General features: G+C 45.0%; 12 protein-coding genes and 1 pseudogene. 1 reads left to right on the forward strand and 12 read right to left on the reverse strand.

Translation table 11 applies throughout. The features are described 5' to 3' along the window. Positions 1 to 87 precede the first annotated feature (87 nt). From H1230_RS22450 to H1230_RS22495, 10 genes are all read right to left on the reverse strand, one after another. Positions 88 to 2,121, reverse strand: a complete 2,034-nt coding sequence (locus H1230_RS22450) for a methyl-accepting chemotaxis protein (protein WP_239712094.1) — start codon at positions 2,119 to 2,121, stop codon at positions 88 to 90. A 251-nt stretch (positions 2,122 to 2,372) separates the two neighbouring features. Further along, the gene (locus H1230_RS22455) at positions 2,373 to 4,406 is read right to left on the reverse strand and encodes a methyl-accepting chemotaxis protein (RefSeq protein ID WP_239712095.1); all 2,034 of its coding nucleotides are present in this window, start codon (positions 4,404 to 4,406) and stop codon (positions 2,373 to 2,375) included. A 252-nt stretch (positions 4,407 to 4,658) separates the two neighbouring features. Beyond that, positions 4,659 to 5,669, reverse strand: a complete 1,011-nt coding sequence (locus tag H1230_RS22460) for a bile acid:sodium symporter family protein (protein WP_239712096.1) — start codon at positions 5,667 to 5,669, stop codon at positions 4,659 to 4,661. Positions 5,670 to 5,711: 42 nt separating this feature from the next. Beyond that, positions 5,712 to 6,659: a radical SAM protein gene (locus H1230_RS22465; protein WP_239712097.1), complete on the reverse strand. Its 948-nt coding sequence runs from the start codon at positions 6,657 to 6,659 to the stop codon at positions 5,712 to 5,714. Positions 6,660 to 6,787: 128 nt separating this feature from the next. After that, positions 6,788 to 7,636, reverse strand: a complete 849-nt coding sequence (locus tag H1230_RS22470; RefSeq protein WP_239712098.1) for an MBL fold metallo-hydrolase — start codon at positions 7,634 to 7,636, stop codon at positions 6,788 to 6,790. 77 nt (positions 7,637 to 7,713) lie between these two features. Continuing rightward, positions 7,714 to 8,958: a stalk domain-containing protein gene (locus H1230_RS22475; protein ID WP_239712099.1), complete on the reverse strand. Its 1,245-nt coding sequence runs from the start codon at positions 8,956 to 8,958 to the stop codon at positions 7,714 to 7,716. A 143-nt stretch (positions 8,959 to 9,101) separates the two neighbouring features. After that, positions 9,102 to 10,055, reverse strand: a complete 954-nt coding sequence (locus H1230_RS22480; protein WP_239712100.1) for a nucleoside hydrolase — start codon at positions 10,053 to 10,055, stop codon at positions 9,102 to 9,104. Then, positions 10,052 to 11,236 carry a MalY/PatB family protein gene (locus tag H1230_RS22485; protein WP_239717488.1) on the reverse strand — a complete coding sequence of 395 codons (1,185 nt, stop codon included), beginning with the start codon at positions 11,234 to 11,236 and terminating at the stop codon, positions 10,052 to 10,054. Before H1230_RS22485 ends, H1230_RS22480 begins: the two co-directional genes overlap by 4 nt. Before the next feature lie 120 nt (positions 11,237 to 11,356). Next, a complete protein-coding gene (locus tag H1230_RS22490) occupies positions 11,357 to 12,010 on the reverse strand; it encodes a deoxynucleoside kinase (RefSeq protein ID WP_239712101.1) in 654 nt (217 codons plus the stop codon). Then, a complete protein-coding gene (locus tag H1230_RS22495) occupies positions 12,007 to 12,630 on the reverse strand; it encodes a deoxynucleoside kinase (RefSeq protein WP_239712102.1) in 624 nt (207 codons plus the stop codon). Before H1230_RS22495 ends, H1230_RS22490 begins: the two co-directional genes overlap by 4 nt. 211 nt (positions 12,631 to 12,841) lie before the next feature. Here H1230_RS22495 and H1230_RS31745 point away from each other — a divergent pair. Continuing rightward, a pseudogene (locus H1230_RS31745) lies at positions 12,842 to 12,994 on the forward strand (stalk domain-containing protein); the annotation flags it as partial. A 490-nt stretch (positions 12,995 to 13,484) separates the two neighbouring features. On the opposite strand, the gene H1230_RS22500 reads toward H1230_RS31745, so the two are convergent. Both H1230_RS22500 and nspC read right to left on the reverse strand, forming a co-directional pair. Further along, on the reverse strand, positions 13,485 to 14,468 hold the full coding sequence (locus H1230_RS22500; protein WP_239712103.1) for a phosphotransferase enzyme family protein: 984 nt from the start codon (positions 14,466 to 14,468) through the stop codon (positions 13,485 to 13,487). A 195-nt stretch (positions 14,469 to 14,663) separates the two neighbouring features. Further along, a complete protein-coding gene (nspC, locus tag H1230_RS22505; protein ID WP_239717491.1) occupies positions 14,664 to 15,800 on the reverse strand; it encodes a carboxynorspermidine decarboxylase in 1,137 nt (378 codons plus the stop codon). Positions 15,801 to 15,803: the final 3 nt, after the last annotated feature.

Below are 15,803 nucleotides of genomic sequence, written 5' to 3' on the forward strand. Positions count from 1 at the left end.
CGTCCTTTTAGGAATGAGATAGCATGCAAGCACACGCAAATGAACCCCGCCGGCAACCAACCGGTGGGGTCCATTATATTTAGAGCTTTATATCTTAAACTTCTCGACCAGACCCAGCAATTCTTTGGCACTTACCGTATTCTCATCTGCCATCGCTGCTTCCTGGAAAGTCTTCTCCACAATATCCGCCGTCTTCTCGGCAATATCCTGAACCCCAATAGCACCTTCATTAACTGTCGCGGCTACCTCATTAACCGCAATAGCGATACTGGATACCGTCATGTTCAAATGTTCAGCAGCAGTATCCAGCTGGTTCATCAGCTCATTTACCATAGAGGCATCATTATTGTATTGCTGGCTGACCTCATTCAAACGCTCGTAATCGCCCAGTACATTCTGGTCTATAAAGGAAAGGATCGCCTCAGAGTTCTCTTTCATTTGCTCAACGGAGCTGTATACACCCTTCACGACGCCTTGTATTCCTGCTGCCGTCTCCGAAGATTTCTCAGCTAACTTGCGGATCTCTCCGGCAACGACTGCGAACCCTCGGCCTGCTTCTCCCGCTCTGGCGGCCTCAATCGCTGCATTTAGTGCCAGCAGATTGGTCTGGCTCGTAATCGAAAGAATCGTATCGGCCAATACATTGATTTCCGATATCGAATTGGATTGCTCAATCGCCTTTTCCATATCAATCCGCACCGATTCATAGATCCGCTTGGCATTCTCCGTAGATTCATTCGCATCATGCTGTAAGGCCAAGGCGCGTTCCGTAATCTGGCCGGAAACTTCGGCCCCTTCCTTAACTCTGCCGGAGATCGTTCTTACGTTGTTCTCAATCTCATGAATTGCGGCGGTCATCTCTTGGGTCGAAGCCGCTGTCTCTTCCATACCTGCAGATAATTGCTCTGTAGTAGCCGAATTATCATGGGCATTTTCTCTTACGTAATTAGACAGCTTCTCCAGCGTTTCCGCATTATCCAACACCTTGGTAGAAATCGTGATTAAGCTTTCGGCCATTTCCCGCAGAACCGCCCGGGTCTTGAACATGGCTCGGGCGATTGTCCCCGTCTCATCCTTACTCTTGCCCAAATACTCATATTTTTCATTATATTCCAGATCAAGATCTGCTGTTTTATTAATCAGTTCTGTGAGCTTAACAATGGGTGAAGAAATCCTCCCCGCTACGACAAAACCAACAAATATGGTAAGCACGAGACTGATTATACCAATCAGCAGAATAAAGTTGGTCATATCATGCACAGGTTTCGTGATTTCACCGATATCCCCTGTCAGGACTAACGTCCAATTGGTTTCGGGCAATACTGTATATGCTGCTTTTTTATCCTTACCATTAAAAACATATTCCACGATGCTATCAGCCGGTTTCTCACCGCCTTTTATACGTTCAACTACAGCCTTAATCTGTGCATTCTCTACAGATGTTCCGATCTTCGTCTTATCCGGATGGTATAATATTACGCCGGTCTCATCAACCAGATAGGCATACGAGGAGGCTGCGCTCATCACCTTGGCACTTGCTAAGTACTTTATGATACTATCTGCACTTACAGCCGAAGCTACGAAGCCGATCATCTTCCCATCACTCTTTACTGGATGTACGAAAGCCAGTACAAAAGCTCCTGTGGCTTTGGACTTCAGTGTCTCACTGATTACAGGCTCACCAGTCTTAATCACAGTCTTTGTATAATTTCTGTCACTAAAATCTGTTCCCTGCGTCTTTAGGTTACTATCTGCAATGGCTATACCTTTCATATCAACAACAAACATATGCTCAAGGTTGCCAGCATCCTTCACCAGCCCTTGAAGCTTAGTATCAACTTCAGCCTGGAGCTTGTCTCCTGTTGGAATTCCGCCGTTTCCAGCTTTGAGCAGCAGATCAGTAATCTCTGTCTCTCCGGCAACCAACTGCATATTCCTTTTTTCTTTATCAATCATTGCTTCGATCGTTTCTGCTTTGTCTGTGTTGATTTGCTTCATTGAAGATTCGGTAAGATCCATAATGGTGCTGGTGGACTTATTGTACGTAAATCCTCCCATTAGTGCAGTTGAAAAGACTGTAATAGCAATCATCATAACCGATAGTTTCATTCGAATCTTCATATTAATCTACGTCCTTCCGCCTTGTTCTCTACTCGCCCCAAACGAATTACAATTTCAAAAAACGAATTACATTTATTACAATTAATATCGGAAATATGAGTATGATTATGAATATTGCAACGTAGAAAAATAGAATATATTATCGTATTTTGTCGAATTTTAAAGATTAAAGTTTTTTTATGTTTATTTTGAACTAAGACAGAAAAAAAGACAGACCGGATAATTCATCCGATCTGCCGTTTTTCCTTAACTTACATCTTAAACTTCTCGACCAGACCCAGCAATTCTTTGGCACTTACCGTATTCTCATCTGCCATCGCCGCTTCCTGAAAAGTCTTCTCCACAATATCCGCCGTCTTCTCGGCAATATCCTGAACCCCAATAGCACCTTCATTAACTGTCGCGGCTACCTCATTAACCGCAATAGCGATACTGGATACCGTCATGTTCAAATGTTCAGCAGCAGTATCAAGCTGGTTCATCAGTTCATTAACCATAGAGGCATCATTATTGTATTGTTGGCTGACCTCATTCAAACGCTCGTAATCGCCCAGTACATTCTGGTCTATAAAGGAAAGGATCGCCTCAGAGTTCTCTTTCATTTGCTCAACCGAGCTGTATACACCCTTCACGACGCCTTGTATTCCTGCTGCCGTCTCCGAAGATTTCTCGGCTAACTTGCGGATCTCTCCGGCAACGACTGCGAACCCTCGGCCTGCTTCTCCCGCTCTGGCGGCCTCAATCGCTGCATTTAGTGCCAGCAGATTGGTCTGGCTCGTAATCGAAAGAATCGTATCGGCCAATACATTGATTTCCGATATCGAATTGGATTGCTCAATCGCCTTTTCCATATCAATCCGCACCGATTCATAGATCCGCTTGGCATTCTCCGTAGATTCATTCGCATCATGCTGTAAGGCCAAGGCGCGTTCCGTAATCTGGCCGGATACTTCAGCTCCTTCTTTAACCCTGCCGGAGATGGTTCTTACGTTGTTCTCAATCTCATGAATTGCGGCTGTCATCTCTTGGGTAGAAGCCGCTGTCTCTTCCATACCTGCAGATAATTGCTCTGTAGTAGCCGAATTATCGTGGGCATTCTCTCTCACGTCATTAGACAGTTTCTCCAGCGCTTCCGCATTATCCAGCACCTTGGTAGAAATCGTGATTAAGCTTTCGGCCATTTCCCGCAGAACCGCTCGGGTCTTGAACATGGCTCGGGCGATTGTCCCCGTCTCATCCTTACTCTTGCCCAAATACTCATATTTTTCATTATATTCCAGATCAAGATCTGCTGTTTTATTAATCAGTTCTGTAAGCTTAACAATGGGTGAAGAAATCCTCCCCGCCACGACAAAACCAACAAATATGGTAAGCACGAGACTGATTATACCAATCAGCAGAATAAAGTTGGTCATATCATGTACAGGTTTCGTGATTTCACCGATATCTCCAGTCAGGACTAACGTCCAATTGGTATCGGGCAATACTGTATAAGCTGCTTTTTTATCCTTACCCTTAAAAACATATTCCACGATGCTATCAGCCGGTTTCTCACCGTCTTTTATGTGTGCTACTACAGCCTTAATCTGGGCATTCTCTACAGGTGTTCCGATCTTCGTCTTATCCGGATGGTATAATATTACGCCGGTCTCATCAACCAGATAGGCATAGGAAGAAGCTGCGCTCATCACCTTAGCATCTTCCAAATATTTCATGATACTATCCGCACTTACTGAAGCGGCTACAAATCCTATCATCTGCCCTTCGCTCATCACGGGATGTGCAAATACTACAACATAAGCACCAGTAGCTTTGGATTTCAGCGTCTCACTAATAACTGGTGCAGCAGTTTTGATCACGTCCTTCGTATAATTCCTTTCACTATAGTCTGTTCCGAGTGTCTTAGGGTTACTATCTGCTATAACAATGCCTTTCATATCAACAACAAACAGATGTTCCAGATTACCAGCATCCTTTGCCAGTCCCAAAAGCTTAGCATTGACCTCAGCTTGAAATTCGTCTCCCACTGAAATCCCACCGCTACTGGCTTTAGTAAGTATGTCAGTAATCTCTGTCTGGCCAGCTACGTTTGCCACATTTCTTTTTTCTTTATCAATCATTACTTCGATCGTTTCTGCTTTGTTCGTGTTGATTTGCTTCATTGATGATTCGGTAAGGTTCATAATAGTGCTGGTGGACTTATTGTACGTAAATCCTCCCATTAGTGCAGTTGAAAAGACCGTAATAGCAATCATCATAACCGATAGTTTCATTCGAATCTTCATCTTATTCTACTTCCTTCTCTCTGATTTCTACTTTTCACTAAATAATTTTATTTTCAGAAAACAAATCATATGTATTACAATTATATCGGGTGCCTGTGTATGATTATGAATATGTACAGCAGAAAAAAGAAAATATTATCGTATATTGTCGTATATTGTCTAAATTTAAATATCAAAGTATTTTTATTATGAATTTTGAACTAAAATAGAAAAAACGACAGACCGGATAAATTATCCGATCTGTCGTTTTTTTTAAGAATGTGCCTCTGTTTTGGGTACCCTCTTGCCTGCGTCTTCCAGCAACAAGCGCCTAGCCCTGCCCCGAATAAAAAATCCGGACGCTGCAGCTAGAATCTGCTGGAATAACATCCCCGAAATGACCGGAAGCGCAACAGCGGGAGGAAAATACTTTACGGCAAGTACAGCGCCGGCGCTCAAATTGCGCATACCGGAATTAAACTGAACCGCCACTGAATCTTCGTAATTCCAGTGAAAGCGGCGGGCCACTAATGCTCCAACCACATAGCCAAGCACAACGGTTACGAAGGTTATACCAATAATTAAGGCCAGTTTGCCATCTGGATGCTTCAAATAACGGGCAATACTGGCACCGTTAATAGCTACAACAATGAACAGTCCTACTTTAACAAATGGTGACAGCGGCGGGCCACATACGGTGCTGATCTTCCCCTTGGTCCACTGATTCAGCAGCATTCCTGCTAGAGAAGGCAACACGACCATCCACAGCAGCCCCTTCATCATATCTCCCAGCTGAATCTGTACACTCGTACCCATCAGCAGATGCAGTGTACCTGGCACGATAAGCGGTGAGAGCAAGGTATCAATCAGAATAAGTGCCAGTGTCAGCGCGATATTGCCACCGTATATGGATACCCAAACCACACTGACTACACCCGTAGGAATCGCAAACAACAGCACGTAACCCGTTACCGTATAAGGATCATCCGGAAAAATAGCCATCGCCACCAGCCAACCAATCAGCGGCATAATTACATGGAGAATCAGCATGAGGATAATCAGCTTCTGCGGTTTAACGAGAACGGTCAGCAGATCACGGAAATTGGACTTAAAGCTACCGATTAGCGTCATCATGGCAAATATCCACGGCACAAGGCCTGTGTACGGCAGCAGTCTGCTTTCGTTCAGCACACCGACCACGATCGCTGTCGGAGTGATCAGTGGCATTATTTTTTCCAAAAAGCTATTCGAGCGCACTAGTCCATTCCGAATTTGGGTAAGCATTTGGTCCTCCTTCCCTCTGTTTGAAGCTCCATTATGACGAACTTACACTCCTTGCGGAAACAATGCATCCAGCGCCGGACAAGGAAGCTTATCCAAAAATTGCGCCAACGGTGCAGGCATGTTGCTGTAAAGATCCTTAAGTGAGGTACCCTCATAGATATTGCCGATAATCACCGGATGGCATAACTCTGAAATAAGAATATCCCCGTTGCCATGCAAATGCAGCTGCTTTTTCCCTTCGATACAATGTGGAAAATAAACTCCAGGCTGCTCCTGAAATCCCAGTTGCTCCATAAAACGGTCCATGCAAGTAAAGTAGAGAATCGTATCCTCATTCTTCTGTGTGATCAGCTCATTTACAGCATTTTTTAATTGCTCCCGAGCTGCAATCGATTTCCACCCGGTGTGATCCATGATTATACTATTCTGAATCTCATGGGTACGGACACCCATCGCATAGACATGTTCACTAATTTCCTTCATATTATCCTGCGTTTCATTGAACAGCAGGGTCTCCAGAACCGTATCTACGCTAGTTGCTGCAAAGAGAGTAATGTTCTCTCTAATTTTCTCATAGATGCTTGGATGGATATTGTAGTAACGGGAGAAGGCTTCTTCATCCGTAAAGTTAAAAGAGATATGTATCGTCGTCAATCCTGCGGTCACCAACTGACCGATTCGTTCTGCATTCAGTAGACTTCCGTTGGAATTCAGCTGTGTCGCAATGCCTCTCGATGAACAGTAGGTTACAATCTCTACGCAGTCTTGAAACTTTAAAGTAACCTCTCCGCCGGACAGCCGCACTCTTTTGAGTCCAGGCAATTCTTCCAGAATACGAATGACTTCTCCTGCCTTGATGCTTTGTCCGTCATTTCTATTATAAGCACAGCAGTAATCGCAGCGAAAATTGCAATTGGAAGTTACTCCTATTTCCAACCCCTCTAGCTCATAAGTAAGCGGCTTGTCTAATTCCAGTGATTTATAACGCATGCTCTAAAGTCCTCCTGAGTAATATAATGTCTGCCTAGGGTTTAACCTTAGAGATTATAAAGGTTTGTGCTCCAGGTTTATGTGAGGTTTATAATAGCCAAACCAAACGTTCCACCAATACATTACTCTTATTCAGTCTTGAATGCGTTTTGCGAGACATATACAAACCGCTCTGCCCTTGCCATCACATGGAACTTCTGCTCCGGGAAATGCTGGTACAGATAATCAACAAAATAACCTGGATGCTCGGCATTCCCTGCGAATACATCATAATGCAGCGGAATTACCGTCTCAAATCCGGCTACAGCCGTGAACTCCGCCGCTTCCCGATAATTCATATTGCCGACAATATTACGTGCATTCCTGAAATAGTCCCGGCCATTAATCGGCAGCAGCGCAAGGTCAATATCATGACTGGACACGGTCTCGATCAGCGCAGGAAAAAGTACGGTATCTCCTGCATGATAGAAGGTAACTCCGTTAAGTTGGATAATATAGCCTACATACTGAGGATTGCCCTGTTCATCCAGATCCAGTTGTTCGTGCGCTGCGGCAACCGGCAATACCCGAAATTTGGGACCGATGCTGCTCCACTTCTCCGTCTCTGCTAGTATATATTGTTCTTCCTTCATGCCCAGCCCCACAAGCTGAGACTCACATACAGCCGGAGCCATGATCTTAATGGAAGGATTATTTCTGATCATCCACGGAAGGGCCTCTTTATCCAAATGGTCTTCATGGTCATGTGTAATAAGGCATACCTGAGCATTGTTTATATCCTCCGGGGCAAGGGCTGGCGGATAGGTACGATCTTGATTCTGCGACACGTATGGATCAATGTACAGTGTAACTCCATCTCCTTTGACAATCACACTTTCCTGACCGAGAAACCATACCGCTAGACAGCCATACGGCACCTCCGTTGCATCCACCTCGTGTATAAGTTGTGAACCCTTACGTACATTCTGCTTCTTCATAATCCTTTGCCTCCTTATATATAACCACAGAAAAACAGGCTGCCCAAGGGTAGCCTGTTAAATGTATCACAAATCTTCTACAGTTCCACCGACTTGCTCATTTCGCTCCAGACCGGTTCTCCAATCAGACCTAAACGCCAGATGGCAATGCCTTTAAGACCATAGCGTTTGGCTAGTCCGATCTTGGAGTTTACAGAAGTTTCGTTCTCACTATGCACCGATATGCCAAGCAGCAGCTTGTCCTTGCTAACCTGCTGTAACGCAAGCCGGATGCTTTCATCCACTTTGTTCAGTGGCTCTGGCCCGGTCTCGTTCTCATAGGCATAAGCCATGATAACCAGATCGTCGGCAAGGCTTCCCAGCGTTTTGTAATCATAGCCTTTATAAGAGCTGTTCAATGGATGAAGAATGACAGTTAACTTAAGAGCATTGGCGCGTGCTTTTAAGGATAGACTTTTGACGAAAACATTATACTCCGCCCGCACTTTCGCCTTGTCTCCTGTGAGACCTAATCCCTCCAGATCCAGCGCGATTCCCTGAAAGCCATTCTTTGTAGCCGTATCGATAATGCCTGTGATCGTCTGTTCCTGAAGCGACATGTCTTCCATATTCTTGGTCAGCTCCAGCTCCTTATCCCCAGAGAAGACCATTAAATAAGGTGCCGTTCCTCCGGCAGCAGCATTCAGCACAATGGATTCCGGTGTCACATCACCCGCAGGCTGCGGCCACTTGAAATCAGTACCCGTCGTCGTGAATTGTCCACTCCGATCAATCCCACTCCAGCCAAAGGCCATCGCATTGAAGCTTGGAATCCGCGAGACTTCACCGTAAGCACCCAGGGCATAGAAGCCCAGTGTGTAGATATCTTTTTTCGGAGAAATAATAGATACAGTTTTGGTAGACTGGTCCCAGGATACGCCTGCACCAAACTGTCCACTGAAGAAGCTCAGCGGAATCAAAGTGTTGTTACGCACACTTTGCGGAGCCACAGTCAGCTTCACGGCTGCTCCATTAACTGCTGCATTCTTGCTGCCCAAGGTGAGAATGACCGTCTTCGCACCTGTTGCATCACTCTTGGTGGCAGTAATCTTCTTCGCCGCCTGATTCCACTCCACCTTAATTCCCAAGGCTTCAGAAATGGCCCGGAATGGGACCATGGTCGTTCCGTTCATCACAACAGGATCTACCGGAAAAGGCAGTGGATAACCGTCCAGCATAATACTGACCCCGCTTGCAGCAGCTTGTGTGGAATTCCCTTGTACCGCTGCAGCACCGCCTAGTGAAATAGCGCAACACAATAATAGCTTGCCAAACTTCTTCATATTTAATCTCCGATCTATTGTGATATGAATCTAGTCTTCCTACTCCAATACCCAACTCTATTATTTTACCAAAATAGAGATATATAGCAAATTAATAGATGGTCACTTTGGAGTGGTAGAGTCCTTTCACTCACGTAATCGGATTACATAAAGACACTTAGGAACAGCCCCAGCGCGCGATCAGCATCCACATCCACAGCCACCTCAATGAAATGTCCAACTTTTGGCTGAGGCCGTAAATCTGCTACAACCATCCCTGCTGTATGCTCTCCCTTGTGCTCTACGCGAACCTTCATTTGCCGATAGGTTACGAGGTCCGGCTGCAGCGCGACCATAAGGGCGAGTGGATCATGCAGCGGTGCACTGTTTTGCAAATAATTTGTTTCACGGTAGAAATTAAAATAATGCCGGAGCGATTGCTCCATAAACGCAATAATAGCCTTATTTTCTTCACGTCCATACCGGTTCAATAACTCCAAATGCTCCGCTGTAATTCGTGTCTTCAAAGTAACGTCAAGACCGACCATCGTGATTGGCAAGCCGGATGTGAATACATGGTCGGCGGCCTCGGGGTCACCCCAAATATTGGCTTCGGCAACCGGGGTTGAATTTCCAGGTCTAAAGATCGTGCCGCCCATGACAACTACTTTTTTCAAGGTCTCTTTAAGTGTCGGTTCCATCTCTAAAGCCAACGAAAGGTTGGTCAGACGGCCGAGCGTAACCAGTACAATTTCACCGGGATTCTCCTTGGCTGTTCGTATAATAAATTCAGATGCCGTCTCGCTAACCGGACGCTGAGTAGCGGCAGGAAGCTGAACATCGCCTATCCCATTCTCGCCATGCACATGTGTTGCAAATCCCGTAGACTCGCGGACGAGGGCTTGAGAAGCACCGAGGGCTACCGGAATCTCATACCCAGGCTGGGCTAAAGCCAGTAACCGCAATGTATTATCTGCCGCCTGCTCAACATCTATATTTCCGAAGACGGTGGTGATGCCCTCCACAATGACATTCGGGGCCCGCAGAGCATACAAAATTGCTAGAGCATCGTCAATGCCAGTATCGCAATCAATAATTATACGTGTTTTGGTCATCATGATTTCACCACATAGGCTTTGGCGGCCCGACTGAAACGTTCGAGCGCCTCGACCAGAATAGATCTTGGACAGGCCATATTAATCCGCAAGTGGCCTACGCCTTCGGTTCCAAATACAGAGCCTTCATTAAAAGCTACCTTAGCCTCACTGTACATCAGCTTCTTCAGCCCGGCGATATCCAGCTTCAACTCGCGGCAATCGAGCCATAACAGATAGGTGGCTTGAGGACGCATGACATGTACCTGAGGCAGATGCTCAGACAGGTAACTAATGGCATAATCGACATTTCCGGCGATGTACTGCTGCAGCTCATCCAGCCACTCTTCTCCTTCATTGTAGGCAGCTTGTACTGCTTCCGGTGCCAGGAAGCCAGACATATGTAGGCTCAGAGCTTTCAAGCGTTGATCGAATTTCCGTTTCAAGTCTGGGTTCGAAGTCACAATATATGAAGTTTGCAGCCCAGGCAGATTAAATGTTTTGGTCGCTGCAAGTGTGGTAAGAGTAATATTGGCGATTTCTGCAGATAACGAAGCAAACGGAATATGTTTATGCCCTGCCAGTGCTAAATCACAGTGAATCTCATCAGAGATGACCGTCACCTCATAACGCAGACATAATGCTCCAAGCTGCAGCAGCTCCTCCCGCTCCCATACTCTTCCGCCCGGATTATGCGGACTGCAGAGCAGCAGCAGCTTTGCCCCTCCCTGCATTAGTCCTTCCAACTGCTCAAAATCCATCTCAAACCGGCCGTTGCGCTCGATGAGCGGATTCTTGGCTACATTACGATCATTCATATTAATCACATCATAGAACGGATAATATACCGGCGATTGTATAATAACCTGATCTCCTGGCTTGCTGAACAATTCTACCGAGAGACTTAGGGAAGTAACGATTCCAGGAGAATCCGTAATCCATTCCGGTTGAATCTCCCACTGATGCCGTCTGTTAAACCATGCTATAATCGCTTCTTTATACGAGTCGCTGGACACACTATAACCGTAAATTCCCTCTTCAGCCCGACGCAAAAGCGCTTCCTTCACCGCTGGTGGACTTTCAAAATCCATATCAGCTACCCATAGAGGTAGGATATCCTTGTCACCAAACAGCTTCTCGGACTGGTCCCATTTATAGGAGCGGGTATTGCGGCGGTCTATTACACGATCAAAATCATATTTCAACAAAAGTCACCTCATCCTTCTCAACTTGTTCAGTCATTGTATCATGAGGGAAAGCATTCTGGCATCTTCACCACAGCAAAAAGGGTAACACCTAAGTGTCACCCCAATTCCCTCATCATTTTATCTCTTCACAGCAGACTTGCCAATCGCCTGACCCACTTGCCTCAGAATATCCGACATGGAAGCCGGATCATTTACGTCATAATCATCAATGTTCAAACGCAGTACAGGACAAGCGGTAAACTCGCTGATCCATTGGGAGTATCGGCCGTGCATCTCTTCCCAGTACGATACGTCCGTCTGAATTTCCATCTCGCGCCCACGCTCATTAATGCGCATCAGGATGGACGGCAAAGAGCCTTCAATATAAATCAGTACGTCCGGGTGCGGGAAATAAGGAGTCATGACCATCGCCTCATACAGACTTGTATAGGTCTCATAATCCGTCTTGGACATCGTGCCTTTATCGGCATGCATTTTGGCAAAAATACCGGTATCCTCATAGATGGAACGGTCCTGGACAAAACCGCCGCCCAGTTCGAACATCTTCTTCTGCTCTTTAAAGCGTTCAGCCAGAAAATAGATTTGCAGATGGAAGCTCCATCGTTCGAAATCATGATAGAACTTCTCTAGGTAAGGATTCTGGTCAACCTGCTCCAGTGAGATTTGAAATTGCAGGCGTTCGGCCAGAGCGGCTGTTAAGGTGGATTTACCAACTCCTACTGTGCCAGCTACAGTAATTAATGCATGATCCGGGATGTTATATTTATTCATTGCATAAGCTCCTTTACACGAGAGGCTATCTCCACAAAATGTTCTCTATTTTCCACAAAATCGATCAGATTCCCGTCAATCGTGAGTATGGTTGTCGATGGTTCGCGGATAGCCAGAGAGGCCATCGCAGCATCATAATCTTCGATTAACTGCTGTAAATAAGCCGTTTCTATGGCTTCTTCAAAAGAACGCCCACGTTTGGCGATTCTCCGTAATAACGTATCCAGATCTGCTTTAATGTAGAGAATGATATCCGGCTTCGGCAGATCATCCGTCAGCACATGATAAATTTGCCGGTACTTATCACGCTTCGTGCCTTTCAGTGTTCGTTCGCCAAAGATCAAATTCTTATAAATATGATAATCCGAAATAACCGGCTTACCCTTATCTATGTAATGAATCACGGTATCCTCAAGCTGCTTGTAACGGTTGCAGAGAAAGAACATCTCCAGTTGAAAGCTCCAGTCATCCATATTCTGATAGAATTTATCCAGAAACGGATTCTCCTCCACAATTTCTTTAATGACGGGAAGCTGCAATTCCTCTGCCAGCATCGAAGCTAACGTTGTTTTACCAGCTCCAATCGGCCCTTCCACTGCAATAAACGGTGCATGTTTCATTGATGCTACTTTCCTCCTCGAATACGGACAATGCTAAGCAGAAACAGCAACGCTATCCCTACTAAAAAACAGACTAAGCTATTGTATCACAGGAGCGCTACATTGCGAGAGCATTTATTTGTGAAACTTTCCTGCCTTCAGAAGCATCTAAGTTTACGGTGATTATTTTATTAATTTCCCTTTATATGAAAATTAAGTAAATACTAGAGAAACCACAGTAAATAATACAATCGTTGACCTGCCTAACCTGCCCTATATTGTGAACGGCTCCATGTACCTGTCACTGCGTTTTATTAGCGAGAGGCTTGGTGCAACTGTTAACTGGCTCCCGCAGGAAGAACGGATCGCCATAACATTTCAATAAAACAAGAAAAACCTGAAGCTCCACCTCATGTTCTTGTCTGAATCTATACCACTGGCGTTAGATGATGAATGGAGATGAGTCGAGAGGGAGGGGCCTTTCTTTCGGATACAATTGGAGGAATAATGAACTGGGCGCAGCAGATTTTGGCTAAATGTTGTATTTTTTGCAACATTCCGCTCGTAAATAGTCACTTATTGGTGAATTGTTGTAAGGAATACAACAAATTAATGCAAAATAAACTCCACAGCTAGTGAATGTTGTATTTCATACAACAATTCCTATTTGCAGAGTAGATATAACAAATATTGTTGTAATTAATACACTATTTTCATTGGAGAGCTAGCTGCTATGTGCATTTCAACTTTTTTGGTTAGGGTCAAGCTTCCCGAAAATCATATAAATTCTTAAATATAAATTAAGGGATGCCCCCGTAACTACGAAAAATCTGCCGGGGGCATCCCAATGTTTTTGAGCGAAATTCATCACTTCGTTAAATCTCCGCGCCAAAACTCGTTTTCTTATTCTCCAATGCTTTAATCAGTTTTGAGCGCAGATGGGTTAGCCACTCAGGCTCATGCTCCCATTGTTCAGCCATGGATCTCAGAATGCGAGTATATCCATATAAATTAGCAAAGCGGCGGCAGGCAGTCGCGACTGATGAATACTCATCTGGGAGATTGTACTCGCTAACATATCCGTCCATAAAGCATTGTTTCTTATGGTTGTACAACTCAGAAGGAAAACAGTCCTCCAAGCTATCAAGTGCCTGCTCTATATCCATAACATACCAGTGATACATAGCATCGTCGAAATCAATAGCATTACAAGCATTTGTAGCTTCATCATAAAAAACATTATCATATTCAAAATCATAATGTATGAGCCCAAAATTTTCTTTAGTGATAGGAAGATTTGAAAAATAATCCTGCAGTAATTGGGTTTCTGCCAAAGCCGCTGTTTCTAGTGGAAGCTCCATTAGCGTTTCCTTCATCCATTTTAATACATCGCTGTATGACCATCTTTTGTGATGAAGAGGTGTATACTCACTGGATAATTGATGAAGCTTTCCTAATGCCTTGCCATGGCTGAAGATAACAGCATCGCTACAATCGGTCTTACTAATCTGAACACCGGCCACATGTTTAAATACAGAAGCAAAATATTCACCCCACGGAGTTTGCAGCTCGACCAGTTCCTCTCCATTCGTGGCTCTAACGGATTCCAGAACTCCGTAATGGCGGTTACGTAGGTAAGCAATAAACTCCAATTCTGCTAAGATATTGTCCTTACACTTCTCAGTTTTTGGGGCAAACCTTAACAACTGGCTATTCCCTTGGCATTCAAACGGATAAATGGCATTGGAAGATATTCTATAGTACTGAAACCGTTCAAGAGATTCTTTATCAAATTCCCAATTCCTCAATACCATTTCCGCTAAATCCTCATTATTAAAAAGATATCTCAACTTCAACATTGACCTGTAGCTCCTTATTTATTAGATACTTGTAGTTGAATTCATATTATCCAATATCCTCCAGATCAGCAATGTAAAAAACCTTTTAATTTATATTGTGCAGCTCTATCCTTCCAGAAGAGGCATCGTGCATCAAAAAAAGGCGTCCCGCCGGCCATGGATATGGCTGGTGGAACGCCTTCTACTCTAACTTTATTAAGACAAACGGCCACTGAAATCTTCATAGGCGAACTGTTTGATCACCTTGATGCCCTCTTCGTCGTTATACGAAGCAATCGCCGGCAGGTTTACGCCGTTGAACATGTGATTCTTCACCATTGTATAGTGCCCCATATCGAGGAAGATCAGCTTGTCGCCGTACTTCAGAGGTTCCTTGAAGGAATAATCTCCGATGACGTCTCCTGCCAGGCAGGTCATACCGCCAAGTCTATAGGTGTATTCATATTCGCCTGAGGTTCCAGCACCGATGATGCCCGGTCTGTACGGCATCGCCAGCACATCCGGCATGTGACATTCGGCCGAAGTATCCAGAATAGCAATGTCCATTCCATTGTGCATCGTATCCAGCACGGTCGCGATCAGATATCCGGTATTGAGTGCAATCGCCTCACCTGGCTCCAGATAGATCTGCACATCATATTTCTCTTTCATATGCAAAATGCAGCGGACCAGCGTATCCAGATCATAATCAGGACGAGTAATATGATGGCCGCCACCAAAATTCAGCCATTTCATGCCTTTCAGATACGGTCCGAATTTCTCTTCGACCACCTTAAGCGTACGCTCTAGTGTATCTGAGTTTTGCTCGCACATCGTATGAAAATGCAGTCCATCAATGCCTTCCAGCTCTTCCGGCCGGAAATTTGGCAGTGTGACTCCCATTCTGGAGTAATTGAAGCAAGGGTCATACAGCGGTACCTCAATCTCTGAATACTCTGGATTGACACGGATGCCGCAGCTGATCTTCTTCGGAGCATTTTGCACGCGATCCTTGAACCGATTCCACTGGTCAAATGAGTTGAACACAATGTGATCACTGTAGCCCAGCAGCTCTTCAAATTCAGAGTCTACATAAGCCGGTGCGTAGACATGCACTTCTTTGCCCATTTTCTCATAGCCCAGTCTGGCTTCGAATAAGGAGCTGGAGGTGACGCCATGCAGATATTTAGCAACCAGCGGATACATGGAGTGCATGGAGAATCCCTTTTGAGCCAGCAGAATTTTGGCGCCAGTGCGCTCCTGGACAGAATTCAGTACCTCAAGATTACGAGTAAGCAGTCTTTCATCTATAAGGTAGCTGGGTGACGGCAAGGAGCTGATGTCGATATCAATATC

Origin of the sequence: Paenibacillus sp. 19GGS1-52, assembly GCF_022369515.1 — a bacterium.
GTDB lineage: Bacteria > Bacillota > Bacilli > Paenibacillales > Paenibacillaceae > Paenibacillus_AQ.

Coding starts and splice junctions, on each gene's coding strand:
- H1230_RS22455 (WP_239712095.1), bottom strand. CDS start 4,406: ATGAAGATTCGAATGAAACTATCGGTTATGATGATTGCTATTACGGTC.
- H1230_RS22495 (WP_239712102.1), bottom strand. CDS start 12,630: ATGAAACATGCACCGTTTATTGCAGTGGAAGGGCCGATTGGAGCTGGT.
- H1230_RS22500 (WP_239712103.1), bottom strand. CDS start 14,468: ATGTTGAAGTTGAGATATCTTTTTAATAATGAGGATTTAGCGGAAATG.
- H1230_RS22480 (WP_239712100.1), bottom strand. CDS start 10,055: ATGATGACCAAAACACGTATAATTATTGATTGCGATACTGGCATTGAC.
- H1230_RS22465 (WP_239712097.1), bottom strand. CDS start 6,659: ATGCGTTATAAATCACTGGAATTAGACAAGCCGCTTACTTATGAGCTA.
- H1230_RS22475 (WP_239712099.1), bottom strand. CDS start 8,958: ATGAAGAAGTTTGGCAAGCTATTATTGTGTTGCGCTATTTCACTAGGC.
- H1230_RS22460 (WP_239712096.1), bottom strand. CDS start 5,669: ATGCTTACCCAAATTCGGAATGGACTAGTGCGCTCGAATAGCTTTTTG.
- H1230_RS22490 (WP_239712101.1), bottom strand. CDS start 12,010: ATGAATAAATATAACATCCCGGATCATGCATTAATTACTGTAGCTGGC.
- H1230_RS22450 (WP_239712094.1), bottom strand. CDS start 2,121: ATGAAGATTCGAATGAAACTATCGGTTATGATGATTGCTATTACAGTC.
- H1230_RS22470 (WP_239712098.1), bottom strand. CDS start 7,636: ATGAAGAAGCAGAATGTACGTAAGGGTTCACAACTTATACACGAGGTG.